The sequence below is a fragment of the Bradyrhizobium sp. USDA 4486 genome, assembly GCF_054057995.1.
This window is the reverse complement of sequence record NZ_JBSRZV010000001.1, coordinates 3244460-3257853: the sequence shown is the minus strand read 5'-3', so window position 1 is coordinate 3257853 and position 13394 is coordinate 3244460. Positions and strand designations below refer to the sequence as shown.

Sequence of the window (13394 nt, the reverse complement as noted above, 5' to 3'; positions counted from 1 at the left end):
CTGCGGTACGTGGATCTGGTAATCGCTTGGAGACAGATGATGTGCGGAATTGTTGGCGTTGTCGGACAGGGCCCGGCGTCTGCTGTTCTATTGGATGCGCTGAAACGGCTTGAATATCGTGGATATGACTCCGCGGGTATTGCGACACTGGAAAACGGCTCGTTGACCCGGCGTCGTGCAGTCGGAAAGCTCGCGAATCTCAACAGTCTGCTCGCCTCGCAGCCGCTCTCGGGCCGAATTGGAATCGGTCACACGCGTTGGGCAACGCATGGCCGTCCAGATGAGAACAATGCGCATCCTCACATGGTCGATGGGGTTGCGATTGTGCACAATGGAATCATCGAGAATCATCGAGAGCTGCGCGAGCACCTCCAGGCAACCGGCGCCTACCTCACGACCGAGACTGATTCCGAGGTGGTTGCGCATCTCGTCAGTCGCGAACGAAAGAACGGGTGCGAGCCGGCCGCGGCGGTACGCAGGGTGCTCCCGCGCCTGAAAGGAACGTTCGCGCTCGTGTTCCTGTTCGAGGGGCACGAGAACCTCCTGATAGGGGCCCGAAAGGGCTCCCCCCTTGCGGTCGGTTACGGACGGGGCGAAATGTACCTCGGCTCGGATGCGATCGCCCTCGCACCTCTGACGGATATCGTGGCCTATCTCGAGGACGGCGATGTTGCCATCGTTACGCGAGAACAAATCGAGTTCTTGGACGTAAATGGCGCGCCTCTACGTCGTGAATCGACCAAGATCGCCAGCTCGGCTGTCGTTGTTCGAAAGGGCGGTCATCGCCACTTCATGGCCAAGGAGATCCACGAGCAACCGAAGGTAGTCGCGCATACACTCGCGCAGTATATCCAGCGCAACGGTTCAATCAGGCTGCCGGCAGGCTTGGACGCAGAGTTCAGGAAGATCGATCGCGTCTCGATTGTTGCGTGCGGGACCGCGTTCTACGCCGGTTTGATTGCTAAGTACTGGTTTGAGCGCTACGCCCAGCTCCCGGTCGAGATCGATGTTGCATCGGAGTTCCGCTATCGGGATGTTCCCCTTGGCGCGGGCAATCTGGCGATCTTTGTGTCGCAGTCAGGCGAGACGGCGGATACACTCGCTTCGTTGGAGTTCGCCAAGAACCGTGGTCAGCGTGTTGTCTCCGTCGTCAACGTGCAAAGCTCCACCATGGCCCGTGCGAGCCATGTGGTGCTGCCGACGCTGGCGGGTCCCGAGATCGGCGTCGCCTCCACAAAGGCTTTCACCTGCCAGCTGGCGACGTTGATCTGCATTGCAATAGCGGCCGGGCGCAGTCGCGGCGTGCTTTCAGCCGAAGACGAGAGCTCACTGGTTCGAGGCCTTGCCAAGGCCCCAAGCTATATGGCCTGTGCGCTCGAACTTGAGCCGAAAGTCCGCGAGATCGCGAGCAAAGTCTGTACGGCGAGCGACGCCCTGTTCATTGGCCGTGGCACCAATTATCCGCTGGCCCTGGAAGGGGCCCTCAAGCTCAAAGAGGTAACCTACATACACGCTGAGGGATATGCGGCGGGCGAGCTCAAACATGGACCAATCGCGCTAATAGATCAGGACCTGCCTGTTATCGTCATAGCACCGAGTGACGCGACGTTTGAGAAGACCATCTCGAACATGCAGGAGGTCATCGCCCGTGGAGGTCGCGTCGTCCTGTTGACCGATCAGAGAGGCGCTTCACTCGGCGCATCCGGTGCGTGCGCGACGTTGAGCTTGCCCGGAATGCCCGAGGTCGTGGCGCCGCTCGCTTTTGCGATACCGTTACAGCTCCTGGCCTATCACAGCGCCGCAGCTCTGGGGACCGACGTAGACCAGCCGCGCAATCTCGCAAAGTCCGTGACTGTCGAATAAGCCGTCAGGCGCGCAGTCTCTGCGTACATGTCAGGACCATATCCGATGACGCTGGTGTGACAGGCGGGCGCTCCGGACTGGGTGCCTCTTTAGAGCAATCCCTGTCCTCGGCCGTTCTGGGTAAGATCCTCCGGCCTTCGGACTGAAGCTCAGCGCCGAAGTCCGCAGAGCAGGCGGCCTCGCCATCTTGTAAGAGCGTTGGCGGGGCCGCTGCTGCTCAGAGACGCAGCTGGGACCGGCAGCGGTTCGCGTTGGCGCAGCAGAACGATCTGCTGAACTGCAGAAAGAGTTCTTGTGTGTGCGATCCATTCGGATCGATCAATCCGGCATTGCGCGGGAGCGTTGGTGATCCGCCAGGGGAGTAGCCCTTTCGCGTGTTGGAACACAGAGCGGCTTGGAGATAGGCTCAGATCAAGCCTGTCCAGTCCACGGGCTTACTCAGCGCGTGTGTCCGCTTTCGCGAGGAATCATGTCTGTTTCGACAAGAATGGTCGGCGCCGACATTCGACGGGGCGATATGGTCAAAATCGTCAACGGCGAGCTGTTTCCGGCGCTCCTGTACGAGCCATACGACGGAAGCGCCGGCGAAGACATTCCCGAGGGCTCTCGTGCCTATTGTCGCAACGATGACAGAATCTGGCGAGCGATGCCGCCGGGCTTTCGCCCCTCCTAGAGCCCATCTAGGCGCGCTACTGGACGTTAACTGACGCGCTTCGACGCTTGCTGTGACGGCGAGGAAAGCGAACGCGTCGGCCGATATGGGCTGTGAGGGTTTACATCCAGCTCGACGGTTTCGACGCAGCCCTGGGGCTGGGTATGCCTGGAGCCGGTTCGCCAAGGCCCATCGCGAAGTTGAGCCGCGCTGACCTTTGCAAGCCATAGACAGCGCCACTCGCCTTGCGGCGGGAGGCCCGATTTGCTTTGACCGCCGAACTGATAGGTGAGCGCCTTCTCCTGCCGTTGCGAATGGCCGAGGATGATGGGACAGAGCTCACGGGGATAGCCGTCATAGACGCAGAAGAGCGGCTTACGCTTGCGCATGGCTTGCTCGAACAACCGGTAATTGGAACTCGGCATCGGTCTCTCCTTTACACAATCCCGCTTTAGAAGCTCGCGGCCATGGCCGCGAGGCGCCGATGGGCCCTCTCACGGGCAGCATCGATCGGCTGCTGCGGTCCGGTGGTTGGACCGATCAGCAAGAAGCGGACATCGCGGATTCCAACAAAGCGCAGGATTTCCCGCAGGTAGGGCGTTGCCATGTCGATGCGGCCGCGGTTCATACCCGTGGCAAAATCGCTGCCGCTGGCAATAATCACCAGCGTCGGCCGGTCCTGCAGCAGCGGGAGATATCCCTGGGACGGATCGAACCGAAAGGTGAGTCCGGGCTGGACGATGATGTCGAACCACTGCTTCAGCTTGTAGGGAAGGCCGAAGTTCCACATCGGGGTCGAGATCAGCACGCGATCGGCGAGGGAAAAGCGCAGCGCCATGCGCTCGGCTTCGGCGAAGCTGTCGCGTTGGGCGTCGGTCAAGCCCTGAGCTTTCATGCGCGCGTACTTGGCCTCGACGATCGGACCGGAGAATTCCGGCATGCGCTCGCGCCAGATGTCCACGACATCAATGTCCCAATCCGGCCGGGCCTGGCGGAAGCCGTCGAGAAAAACGCGCGCGCCGGCCGTCGAGACGGATTCGGCGCGGGGCGAGCAGGACAGGTGCAGGAGCTTTGCCACAGCTCATCCCAGCGCTCTGATGACGGTGTCGGCCCTGGTCACGACCGCGACGTTCTGCATGGCAAAATTGATCGAGGCATTGTGCCAGTCGGCATTCATGGTCGAGCAGCAATCCTCGGGCACGATCATGAAATAGCCCTTGTCCGCGCCGGTCCGCGCCGTGTGCTCGACCGACATGTTGGTCCAAGCGCCGGTGTTGATGATCATGTCGCGGCCGGTGGCCTTCAGGATGGTCTCCAGCCGCGTGCCTTCCCAGGCGCTCATCCGCATCTTCTCGACCACGAAATCGCCGGGCCGCGGCTCAAGGCCTGAGACGGGCGCGGCGCCCCAGCTTCCGCGCACCATCGCCTTGCTGTCGACCAACCCCTCGAACAAGGGTGCGTTCAGCGTGACGCCGGGCGCGCCGGGCTCGACCACGAACCAGACATGGATGATGGCGACGCCGCGGGAGCGCGCGGCCTCGGCGAGGCGGCGTACATTTTCCACCACATGCTGTTGTTTTGCGTGCCCCGGCGCGCCCGATTCGGCGAAAGCGCCGCCGTCCATGATAACGTCGTTCTGGAGGTCCTGGATGATCATGGCGCAGCGCTGCGGATCGAGTCGCATCTCGCCCTCTGTGAGCACAGGCGAAGCCGGTGACGAGCTCGGGCCCGCGCCGCCGCCGACGCGACGGCCGCTCATATAGGGCTCGTGACGCGGGCCGACCCGGGTCGGGATCGCATATACCGAATGGGTCGAGGTGAGGTAGAGCGTGCGGAAATCCAGCCCGCCCCAGGCGAGGTTTGCGACCAGCTCCGGCACGCGGACCTTGCCCATCAGCTCGCCGCGCGGCGAATAGACCCAGACCCCGCCGGGGGCGGTGACCCAGACATTGCCGTGCTGGTCGCACTTCATGCCGTCGGGCAGGCCCGGCTCGAGCTCGGACTTGATGCCGCTCGCGAACACCCGTGCGTTCGACAGCGTGCCGTCGGCATTGACGTCGAACACGCGGATCAAGGCCTGCACGGTGTCGTTGACATAGAGCAGCTTCTCGTCGGGCGAGAAGCACAGCCCGTTCGGCTGGTCGAACAGGTTGCGTTCCACCATGAGCTTCGGCTCGCCGCCCGGCACGACGCGATAGACGCCCTGGAAGCCGAGCTGCCGCGGCCGCTCGACGCCATAGACCGGCATGCGGCCGTACCAGGGATCGGAAAAATAGATCGCGCCCGAGGAGTGCACGCAGACGTCGTTCGGGCTGTTGAGCTCCTGGCCGCCGAAATGCGAAGCCAGCACCTCGCGCCGCCCGTCAGGACGTTCGCGGACCAGCGACGAGGTCGTGTGCTCGCAGACGATCAAATTGAGCTCGGCGTCATAGGTCATGCCGTTGCACTTGTTCGAAGGGCGCTTGACCTCGATGACGCCGCGCCGCGGATCCCAGCGCCGGCGCACGTCGGCGGGCATGTCCGAGAACAGCAGGTAATGATCGACCGGATGCCAGATCGGCCCTTCCGTGAAGTCGAAGCCGGTGCCGATCTGTGCGACCGGCGCATAGGGATCGATCAGGTTCTCGAACTCGCTTCGCAGGGTGACATGCGTCATCGGTCGATCCTCGGGCGCATGATCCGGAAAAGTGTGGAGCGGTTTTCCGAAAAGATCATGCGCAAAAAAGCTCACGCAGGGAACCAGTTGCGCTGGGGGAGGGACTGTACAATTGGACCAGGAACCTGGTCGTGCAGGCGCCCCACGACATTGCCGCCTTCGATCTTGGCTGGCCGGTCGTGGACCGGCAGCAAGTAGCGCGAATTGCTCAGCAGCTTCTTGATCGCCGCCTTCTCCGCGCGCTTGCTGGTGCCGTGGTTGCCCGTGGTGCGCGGCTCCCAGTCGTGGATTTCGTGGAAGGGCGTCACGATCTGGTCGTTGAAGTCGTAAATCACGTCACCGCAGATAGTCGCAATGCCGTCGGCGGTGTGGACGATGATGTTCATCGATCCCTCGGTGTGGGCATTGGCGGCATCGCAATAGACGCCGGGCATCAACTCGATCGGACCGGTGATCTCCAAGTCGAGGAAGCGCAGCGCGCTCTTGGTGTGCAGGCGGTCGATCAGGTGCTTGATGTCGGGCGCGGGATATTGCGGATGCATGAGGCCAGAGACGGAATATTCGAGCTCCTTGCGATTGACGACCACGGTCGTGTTCATCGGGAACAGATCGTCCTTGCCGGCATGGTCGATGTGCAGATGGGTGTGGCAGACGAAGCGGACGTCGCCCATGCGCACGCCGTGGCGTGCGAGCTGGTTCTCGATCATGTGCTCATGGTACTGGAGACCCCGCATGCCGAGCGTTTCCATGATCTGGTTGGAGCGATAACCGGTGTCGACCACGACCGGGTAGGGGCCGCCGAGGATCAGGAAGCCGAGCGTGAGGACGCGGCGGGTGCGGCCGCAGTCGCGGCCGAGCACAAGGAAGCTCGATTCCAACTCGATATCGCCATAGTCCAGGATCTTGATCTCCAGCGCCATACGTTGCCCTCCTGTCTCGTTTATCGTGCGTCAAAGCCGGTAGACGCGCGCAGCCGTCGTCCGGAAGATCGCGTCCTGCTGCTCGGCGCTGAATGGCGCGGCGGCCGTGCGAAAGGCGCCGACGAGCTCGCGATAGCTGGTCCACAATTTCTCGATCGGGAAATTTGATCCAAACAAGCAGCGCTCGGCGCCGAAGATCGCGACAGTATCGGTGAGCACGGCCTCAATATGCGCGGGATCGTTGCGATGGATGAAGGTGCCAAGCCCGGACAGCTTCGAGACCACGTTCGGGCATGTGGCGAGTCGGGCCATTCCGGCGCGCCAGGCCGCGCGTCCCGCCGGCGAGAGATCCTCCAGCATGCCGGCATGCTGCAGTATGAACGTCACGTTGCGACAGGACTCCGCGAGCTGCGCGGCATCTGGCATCTGCGGCGTGAAGACCTGCAAGTCGAAGCTCCAGCCGTAGTCCGCGAGATGCGCGACGTTGCGGCGGATCGCGGGATTGGCGCAGAGATCCGGACGAGCCGCGAAGCGGTACAGCGGGTTCTCATGCCAGTGCAACTGCATGCGCACGCCGCGCAGCAGCGGATAGCGTTTGAGACGATCAAGCTGCGGGCGCACGTCGTCGACCGCGAAATTGGCATAGGCGACGATGGCATGCGGCCAGCCGTGCTCTTGGGCGGTCCGCTGCACCCAGGCAGCTTCCTTCTCGAAATGCTCGGGCGCCCAATTGGTCTGCACATAGACCGAGCGCGTGACGCCGGAGCCCTTGAGATCGTCGAGATATTCCTCGATCGGGTAATCGCGCCGGATCGGCTCGTACGGTCCGAAAATGCGCGGCTGCATGGGGCCGCTCAGCCAGGGCAGGTCGGCCTGCCGCCAGATGTGATGATGCCCGTCGACAATGTCGTTCACGCAGCACTCCTTCGCCCTAATGCCAGTACATGGGCGACGATCGAGGCGCTCGACCCGCCATCCACGAGATCGTCGACAAAGCGTTCGATCGCGACGAGCGCTTCGGTCTGCGGGCGAAAGCCTGGTCCTGTTGCGAGCGGGGTCAGCCAGCTCAGGCGCCAGGCCCGGCGTGATAGTTTCGCCACGGCGTCACGAAGCGCATCGGGTTTGCCGCGCTCGAGCCCGTCCGAGACGATGACCGCGGCCGCGCCGCGGGCATAGCTGCCGAATCGCGGCACCGCCAGGAATGCTTGCAGCGCATCGCCGATGCGGGTGCCGCCCTCCCAGTCACTGACGAGATGCGCCGCGGCGTTCAGCGCCTGTTCGCGGCGCTTCAGCCACAGCGCGCGGGTGACACGGGTCAGGCGAGTGCCGAAGGTGAAGACCTCGACATTCGGCGCTGCCTGCACCAGTGCATGGGCGAGCTTCATGTTCTCCTCGGTGCGGCTCTTCATCGAGCCGGAGACGTCGATCAGCAGCAGGATCTTGCGGGGACGCTGGCGCCGCTTCAGGTGGCCGAGCCGCAAAATCTCACCATCGCTGCGGACGCTATCGCGCAGGGTGCGGCGGAGATCGGCGAAGGGGCCGCGGCGGGCCCGCATGCGGCGGTGGCCGCGCCGCTGCGGCAGGCGCCGCGGCGCCTCGCGTGCAAGGCGGCGGAGCGGATCGGAGGTGGAGAGCTGGGCAAAGCGGCGCTCGACCAGCGCCTCGGTGCGGGTCGCGGTCAGGCCTGATTCATTGGCCTCATCTGAGAGCAGGGGCTCCTCGTCGCCGCGGCCTTCCTCCTGGAGACGAACGGTCTCGTCGTCCTCGCCCTTGTCGCCGCGCTCAATGGCCTTGCTGCCGCGAAAATGCAGGTCGAACAGCCGGTCGAAGGTGGCGCGGCGCTCGGGCCGCGGGGCGAGGGTGGCGAGCGCCGCCTGCCTGATATCCCGGAGGCCGCGCGGACCCAGCAGTTCGATCGCGGCCAGGAATGCGGTGGTCTGTTCCGGCGCAACAGCAAAGCCGTTGGCGCGCAGCAGCGCGACGAAGGAAATGAAGATGCGGGCAGCGCGCGGGAGCTGCAGCTCGGTGCTCATGCGGTCGCCTCCGCGAGCATGGCATCGAGCCTGGGCGCGATGAAGTGCAGGTCCTCCTCGTCCTTTAGCGCCACGCCGATCGAGCGCTTGAAGGCGTCGGGCCAGCGCGCGCCGCCTTTGTTAAGCAGCGTCGCGGCCTCGGCCCAATCGACAGCCTCGGCAATTCCGGGCGCCTTGCTCAGCGGTTCTCGCCGCAGTCTCTCGACAGCGGCGACGACGGCTCGGGCTGTGGTTTCGGCAACGCTGGACGCGCGCATCATGATGATCCGTGCCTCCCGCTCGGCCGTGGGATAGTCGATCCAGTGATAGACGCAGCGGCGCCGCAGGGCTTCGTGCAAATCGCGCGTCCGGTTCGAGGTGAGCACGACGACCGGCCGCTCTGCCGCGCGGACCGTGCCGCGTTCGGGAATGGAGATCTGAAAGTCGGAAAGGAATTCCAGCAGGAATGCCTCGAACTCCTGGTCGGCACGGTCGATCTCGTCGATCAGCAGCACCGTGGCATCAGGGGCGCGCAGCGCCGCGAGCATGGGCCGCTCGATCAGGAAGGTCGCGCCGTAGATGTCGATGCTATCATCGCCGGCCTGGCGGATCGCGAGCATCTGGCGCGGGTAGTTCCACTCGTAGAGCGCGGCCGATGCGTCGATGCCCTCGTAGCATTGCAGACGGATCAATTGCCGGCCGAGCACGGCGGCGATGGCCTTCGCCGCTTCGGTCTTGCCGACGCCGGGCGCGCCTTCCAGGAGCAACGGCTTGCCGAGGGCAAGGCCGAGATAGGCTGCGGTCGCGAGCCCTTCATCGGCGAGGTAATAGGCCGCCCGCAGCGCCTTCTCCAGCGCCTCGGGGCTGTCGATGCCGACGATGTTGCTGCGGACGGCCACGGACCCAGCCTCAACGCCGCGCCTGCGGCCGTGCGCCGCCCTGGGCTTTGATCGCCCGCAGCACCTTTTCCGGTGTGATCGGCAGATCGTCGATCCGCACGCCGACGGCGTTGAAGATCGCGTTCGCCACCGCCGGCAGCACCGGGTTGGCGCACATCTCCCCCGGACCCTTAGCGCCGAACGGACCATCAGGGGCGGGACGCTCCAGCACGGCAATATCATGCGGGCAGATATCACCGGGACCGGGCATCAGATATTCGACGAAGTCGCGGGGCCCGTGAACGGGGTCGGGATAATAGGGCTCGGGCGTCTCGTACAGCGCGTGACTGACACCCATCCAGGCGCCACCAACCAGCTGCTGCTCCACCAGGCGCGGGTTCAGGGCGCGGCCGAGCTCATAGGCCGAGTCCATGCGGACCATCGCAACCTCGCCGGTCTCGTCGTCGACCTCGACTTCGGCGACGAGGCAGGCGTGGGCGTAGCAGGTCGCCGGCGACATCTCGCCGGTTTCGGGATCGACGTCGGACAGTGGCACGAGAAAGATGCCGCGACCGGAGATCGTCTTGCCCTGCTTGAACTGCGCCGCGATCGCGACGTCCTTGGTCGAGATCGATCGGTGCGGCGCACCCTTGACTTGGATGTTGCCGCGGCCGTCAGTTTCGAGATCGGCGGCATTGACCTCAAGCTCCTCGGCGGCCGCCTCCATCATCACGCCGCGCGCCTCGCGGGCGGCAGCCATCACCGCGTTGCCGACACGGTGGGTGCCGCGCGAGGCGAACGAGCCCCATGCAGTGCGGGCCGGTGTCGGAATCGGCCGTGTCGACATAGACGTCCTCGACCGGTACGCCCAGCGTCTCCGCGCAGATCTGCCGCGTCACCGATTTCATGCCCTGGCCGAGATCGATCGACGACAGTGCCACCGTGAACTTGCCGCTCGGGTTGGAATGCACGAGCGCCTGGCTCGGATCGCCGCCGAGATTCATGCCGATGGGATAGTTGATCGACGCCATGCCGCGTCCGCGATGCCGGGTCATCTCAGCGCCTCCTGGTGCCGAAGACGGAGGAGAACCGCGTTGCGCCGTGCGATGGCGCCGCTGGCCGTGGCGAAGGCGGCGGCGGAGCCGGTGATGGGGGCTCGCGCGGCGGTTCGCGGCTGACGGTAGGCGGAAGCCGGTCGTAGCTGGTGCGCTGCTGGACCGGAGCGGCCGGGCGTGCACGCGAAGAATCCGTCGGCGTTGGTGGGATCACGGCGCGGCTTCCGCCGCCATCTTTGCGCGAGGAGGCCCGCTTGAATTCTTCGCGGATCGGCCATTTGGCCTTTTCGGCGGCCACCTGCACGCATTCGATCAGCGCGGTGTTCTTGGCCTCGCGCCGGTGTGCCTTCATGTCGCCGTCGCGGTAGGCGTTGAGGATGCGGAACTCCATCGGGTCCATGCCGACAAGGTTTGCCAGCTTGTCCATCTGGCACTCGATGGCGAAATCCATCGCGGTCACGCCGAAGCCGCGCATGGCGGTCGCCGGCGTCCGGTTTGTGAAGACGCAATAGACGTCGCCATAGACGTTCGGGATGGTATAGGGGCCCGGCAGATGCGCGGCGCATTTGACGGCTGCGTAGCTGGACAGCCGCGTATAGGCCCCACTGTCGAAATAGGCGCGGATCTTGCGCGCGACAATGCGGCCATCGCTCATCACGCCGTCCTTGATGTAGATGCGCTCGGCGCCGCGCGGCGGGCCGTACTGCATCTCCTCCTCGCGGCCGAACACATAGCGGACGGGGCGTCCCATCAGCATGGCGCCGAGGATCGCGAGCGGCTCGGTCAAGGTGTCCACCTTGCCGCCAAAGCCGCCGCCGACGGTTCCTCCGATGAAGTGGAATGTGTTGGAGGGAACGTCCAAAATCTTGGCGCAGGTGTCGACCGAGAAGAACAGCGCCTGGGTCGAGGTGTAGACGACATAGCGGCCGTTGGTATCGGGCGCTGCGATCGCGCCATTGGTCTCGGTCGGCGCATGCTCGATCGGTGACATCTGGTAGCGCTGTTCCAGCACGTGGTCGGCGGTTGCAAGCGCCGCATCGGCGTCGCCAAAGCGCAGGCGCTGGTGGTCGTAGACATCGTGATAGGTAAATGTGTTCTTGGGATAGGTCTCGTTGACCACGGGCGCACCGGGTTTCAGCGCATCCTCGACGTCGAACACGGTCGGCAGCGGCTCGTAGTCGATCCTGACCTTGGCGACCGCCTCGAAGGCCTCGCGCTCACTGTCGGCGACAATGGCGAGTATCGGCTCGCCCTTGTAGCGGACCTTGTCGGTGGCAAGCGACGGCTCGTCGTCCTTGCCGAAGTTGATCAGGCTCAGCAGCGTGTTGAGGTTGCGCGGAACGTCGGCGCCGCGAATGATCCGACGCACGCCCGCCGAGCGCTCCGCCTCCGTGGTGTCGATACGGCGCAGCCTTGCATGCGCATGTGTCGAGCGCACGACCTTCAGGTGCAGCATGCCTTGCAGCTTGTGGTCATTGAAATAGCTGGACGTACCCGTGACATGGCCGAGCATGTCCTGGCGCTGGGTGCCCTTGCCGATCTCTTTCAAATTATCGTCGCGTTCGTCCGCAAAAATGTCCTTGCGCAGTTCCAGCATGGTCGCGTTCCCTTACGCGCTGACCCGGCCGCTCGCGGCGGCGAGGATGGCATTGATAATAGGCTCATAGCCGGTGCAGCGGCAGATATTGCCCGAGATCGCCTCGACGACCTCGTCGCGGCTCGGCGACGGGTTGCGGTCGAGCAGCGCCTTGGCAGCCATCAGCATGCCCGGCGTGCAATAACCGCACTGGGCGGCAAAATGGTCGGCAAAGGCGCGCTGCAGCGGATGCAGGTTCGGGCCCTGCTTCATGCCGTCGAGCGTCTCGACCGAGCGGCCTGCGACCGTCTCCGCGAGTGTCAGGCAGGAGAGGTGCAGTTCGCCGTCGACCAGCACACTGCAGGTGCCGCAGCCGCCCTGACCGCAGCCGAATTTCGGCGTCATGTCGCCGATCAATTCGCGCAGTGCCACCAGCAGATTGGTGCCGCCGTCGACGAAGATCGCGACGTCGCGGCCGTTGTGACGAAATTGCAGGGGGATTTTCGTCATGACGATCTATTCCTGTCCGGACAGCAGACGCCGCAGATGCACGCCGACGATCTCGCGGCGGTACCAGGCGCTGCCGAGCGCGTTGTCGGATGGGGATGTTCCTTCGCTCGCGGCGGATGCCGCAGCCGCGATGGTCGCGGCATCCAGCGTTCGGCCCTCCAGCGCGCGCTCGGCGGCGCGGGCGCGGATCTGCGTCGGCGCCATCGAGCCCAGGGCGATACGCGCGCCCGCAATCCGGCCGCCGGAGATCGGCAGATGCGCCGCGAGCGTGATCACCGCGCCGCCCTTCGGCTTGATGCGCGCGATCTTGCGATAGCGGAAGGCCTCACTGCTGGCCGGCCTGGTGCAGGAGACCGAGAGAACCAGCGTGCCGGTTTGCCGGTCCCGCGCCTGCAGAAACTCCTCGATCGGGATGTCGCGTGAGCCGAAGCCGCCTTGCACCGCGACGATGGCGTCGAGCGCGAGCAGCGCCACGGTGAAATCGCCGTAGGGGCTCGGCGCAAACAGATTTCCGCCGATGGTTCCCATATTGCGCACGGCGGGGCCGCCGATCGAGCGGGCGGGGGCGTGCAGAAAGGCGAGGTCGCGTTCGGCGAGCACACGCGCGAAGGTGACACCGGCGCCCAGCGTCACGCGCGGGCCGGAAGCATCGATCCGGCTCAGCGCCTGGTCGCTGGCGCGGACGATCGTCGAGATCGAGACGTCACCCTCGTTCAGCGCGCGCATCACCAGCGTGCCGCCGCCGAGATAACGCGCGCTGCGGTCCGAGGACAGGACGCCGGCCGCTTCGCTCGCATTCGCAAAGGTCTTTACCGTCACGGCCATGGCTCAAGCAGTCTCCTTCATGTGCCGGCGGACCGCCTCGAATCCGACCTGATAAATGTCTTCGGCAATCATGTGGGTGATGCGGTCGCGATCCCCCGGCTTGGTGGTGAACCGAGACTCCCAATGCCAGAAGGTGCGGTCGCCGTCGGTCACCGGCAGCAATCGCACATGGGCGACGTAGTTGAACATCGGGATGGGCGTATCGAGCAGGCAGTAGCTGAAGGTCTGTTCGAGGTCGGACAGCGCCAGCAATTGCTCGCGCAGCTCGGAGCCGTCCTTGAGCTTGAACCGCCTGACGCAGCCGATCTTGTCGGCGGACTGCGCGCGTTCGATCGAGGAGGTCGCGACCGCCGGATGCCAGCGGTCGTGTCCGTTGAAGTCGCGCAGTACGTCCCACACCGCGTCGGTCGGTGCGTTCAGGATCGTGCTCTTGACAACATGCGGCAC

The 13394-nt window shown here is 64.7% G+C and carries 13 protein-coding genes and 1 pseudogene; 2 read left to right on the top strand and 12 right to left on the bottom strand.

Annotated elements, in window-relative coordinates:
* Positions 1 to 39: 39 nt before the first annotated feature.
* Together glmS and ACVWY3_RS16165 are read left to right on the top strand one after the other, a co-directional pair.
* Entirely contained in the window at positions 40 to 1863 is a 1824-nt protein-coding gene (glmS, locus tag ACVWY3_RS16170) for a glutamine--fructose-6-phosphate transaminase (isomerizing) (RefSeq protein WP_456839328.1), read from the top strand.
* A 469-nt stretch (positions 1864 to 2332) separates the two neighbouring features.
* On the top strand, positions 2333 to 2536 hold the full coding sequence (locus tag ACVWY3_RS16165) for a hypothetical protein (protein ID WP_456839327.1): 204 nt from the start codon (positions 2333 to 2335) through the stop codon (positions 2534 to 2536).
* Between the two features lie 26 nt (positions 2537 to 2562).
* Here the strand turns inward: ACVWY3_RS16165 and ACVWY3_RS16160 are convergent, their stop codons facing one another.
* The 12 genes and pseudogenes from ACVWY3_RS16160 to ACVWY3_RS16105 all read right to left on the bottom strand — a co-directional run bounded on the left by ACVWY3_RS16160 (position 2563) and on the right by ACVWY3_RS16105 (position 13394).
* Positions 2563 to 2940, bottom strand: coding sequence for a hypothetical protein (locus ACVWY3_RS16160; RefSeq protein WP_456839326.1), 378 nt, complete (start codon positions 2938 to 2940; stop codon positions 2563 to 2565).
* Between the two features lie 26 nt (positions 2941 to 2966).
* On the bottom strand, positions 2967 to 3593 hold the full coding sequence (locus tag ACVWY3_RS16155) for an FMN-dependent NADH-azoreductase (protein ID WP_456839325.1): 627 nt from the start codon (positions 3591 to 3593) through the stop codon (positions 2967 to 2969).
* A gap of 3 nt (positions 3594 to 3596) precedes the next feature.
* Complete coding sequence (locus ACVWY3_RS16150; protein WP_456839324.1) at positions 3597 to 5171, bottom strand: isochorismatase family protein; 1575 nt, start codon at positions 5169 to 5171, stop codon at positions 3597 to 3599.
* A gap of 71 nt (positions 5172 to 5242) precedes the next feature.
* Complete coding sequence (locus tag ACVWY3_RS16145; protein WP_063694536.1) at positions 5243 to 6091, bottom strand: MBL fold metallo-hydrolase; 849 nt, start codon at positions 6089 to 6091, stop codon at positions 5243 to 5245.
* Positions 6092 to 6121: 30 nt separating this feature from the next.
* Entirely contained in the window at positions 6122 to 7006 is an 885-nt protein-coding gene (locus tag ACVWY3_RS16140) for an amidohydrolase family protein (protein ID WP_456839323.1), read from the bottom strand.
* Positions 7003 to 8124, bottom strand: coding sequence for a vWA domain-containing protein (locus tag ACVWY3_RS16135; protein WP_456839322.1), 1122 nt, complete (start codon positions 8122 to 8124; stop codon positions 7003 to 7005). The genes ACVWY3_RS16140 and ACVWY3_RS16135 overlap by 4 nt, the downstream gene beginning before the upstream one ends.
* Positions 8121 to 9002 (bottom strand): AAA family ATPase, encoded by an 882-nt coding sequence (locus tag ACVWY3_RS16130; RefSeq protein WP_456839321.1) that lies wholly within the window; start codon positions 9000 to 9002, stop codon positions 8121 to 8123. The genes ACVWY3_RS16135 and ACVWY3_RS16130 overlap by 4 nt, the downstream gene beginning before the upstream one ends.
* Positions 9003 to 9012: 10 nt before the next feature.
* Positions 9013 to 10036, bottom strand: a pseudogene (locus ACVWY3_RS16125) (xanthine dehydrogenase family protein molybdopterin-binding subunit).
* A 1-nt stretch (position 10037) separates the two neighbouring features.
* Positions 10038 to 11633 carry a xanthine dehydrogenase family protein molybdopterin-binding subunit gene (locus tag ACVWY3_RS16120; RefSeq protein ID WP_456839320.1) on the bottom strand — a complete coding sequence of 532 codons (1596 nt, stop codon included), beginning with the start codon at positions 11631 to 11633 and terminating at the stop codon, positions 10038 to 10040.
* Positions 11634 to 11645: 12 nt separating this feature from the next.
* Complete coding sequence (locus ACVWY3_RS16115) at positions 11646 to 12122, bottom strand: (2Fe-2S)-binding protein (protein ID WP_456839319.1); 477 nt, start codon at positions 12120 to 12122, stop codon at positions 11646 to 11648.
* A gap of 6 nt (positions 12123 to 12128) precedes the next feature.
* Positions 12129 to 12947, bottom strand: a complete 819-nt coding sequence (locus ACVWY3_RS16110) for an FAD binding domain-containing protein (protein ID WP_456839318.1) — start codon at positions 12945 to 12947, stop codon at positions 12129 to 12131.
* Between the two features lie 3 nt (positions 12948 to 12950).
* Positions 12951 to 13394, bottom strand: coding sequence for an SRPBCC family protein (locus ACVWY3_RS16105; protein WP_456839317.1), 444 nt, complete (start codon positions 13392 to 13394; stop codon positions 12951 to 12953).

Coding starts and splice junctions, on each gene's coding strand:
- glmS (WP_456839328.1), top strand. CDS start 40: ATGTGCGGAATTGTTGGCGTTGTCGGACAGGGCCCGGCGTCTGCTGTT.
- ACVWY3_RS16165 (WP_456839327.1), top strand. CDS start 2,333: ATGTCTGTTTCGACAAGAATGGTCGGCGCCGACATTCGACGGGGCGAT.
- ACVWY3_RS16160 (WP_456839326.1), bottom strand. CDS start 2,940: ATGCCGAGTTCCAATTACCGGTTGTTCGAGCAAGCCATGCGCAAGCGT.
- ACVWY3_RS16150 (WP_456839324.1), bottom strand. CDS start 5,171: ATGACGCATGTCACCCTGCGAAGCGAGTTCGAGAACCTGATCGATCCC.
- ACVWY3_RS16145 (WP_063694536.1), bottom strand. CDS start 6,091: ATGGCGCTGGAGATCAAGATCCTGGACTATGGCGATATCGAGTTGGAA.
- ACVWY3_RS16135 (WP_456839322.1), bottom strand. CDS start 8,124: ATGAGCACCGAGCTGCAGCTCCCGCGCGCTGCCCGCATCTTCATTTCC.
- ACVWY3_RS16120 (WP_456839320.1), bottom strand. CDS start 11,633: ATGCTGGAACTGCGCAAGGACATTTTTGCGGACGAACGCGACGATAAT.
- ACVWY3_RS16115 (WP_456839319.1), bottom strand. CDS start 12,122: ATGACGAAAATCCCCCTGCAATTTCGTCACAACGGCCGCGACGTCGCG.
- ACVWY3_RS16110 (WP_456839318.1), bottom strand. CDS start 12,947: ATGGCCGTGACGGTAAAGACCTTTGCGAATGCGAGCGAAGCGGCCGGC.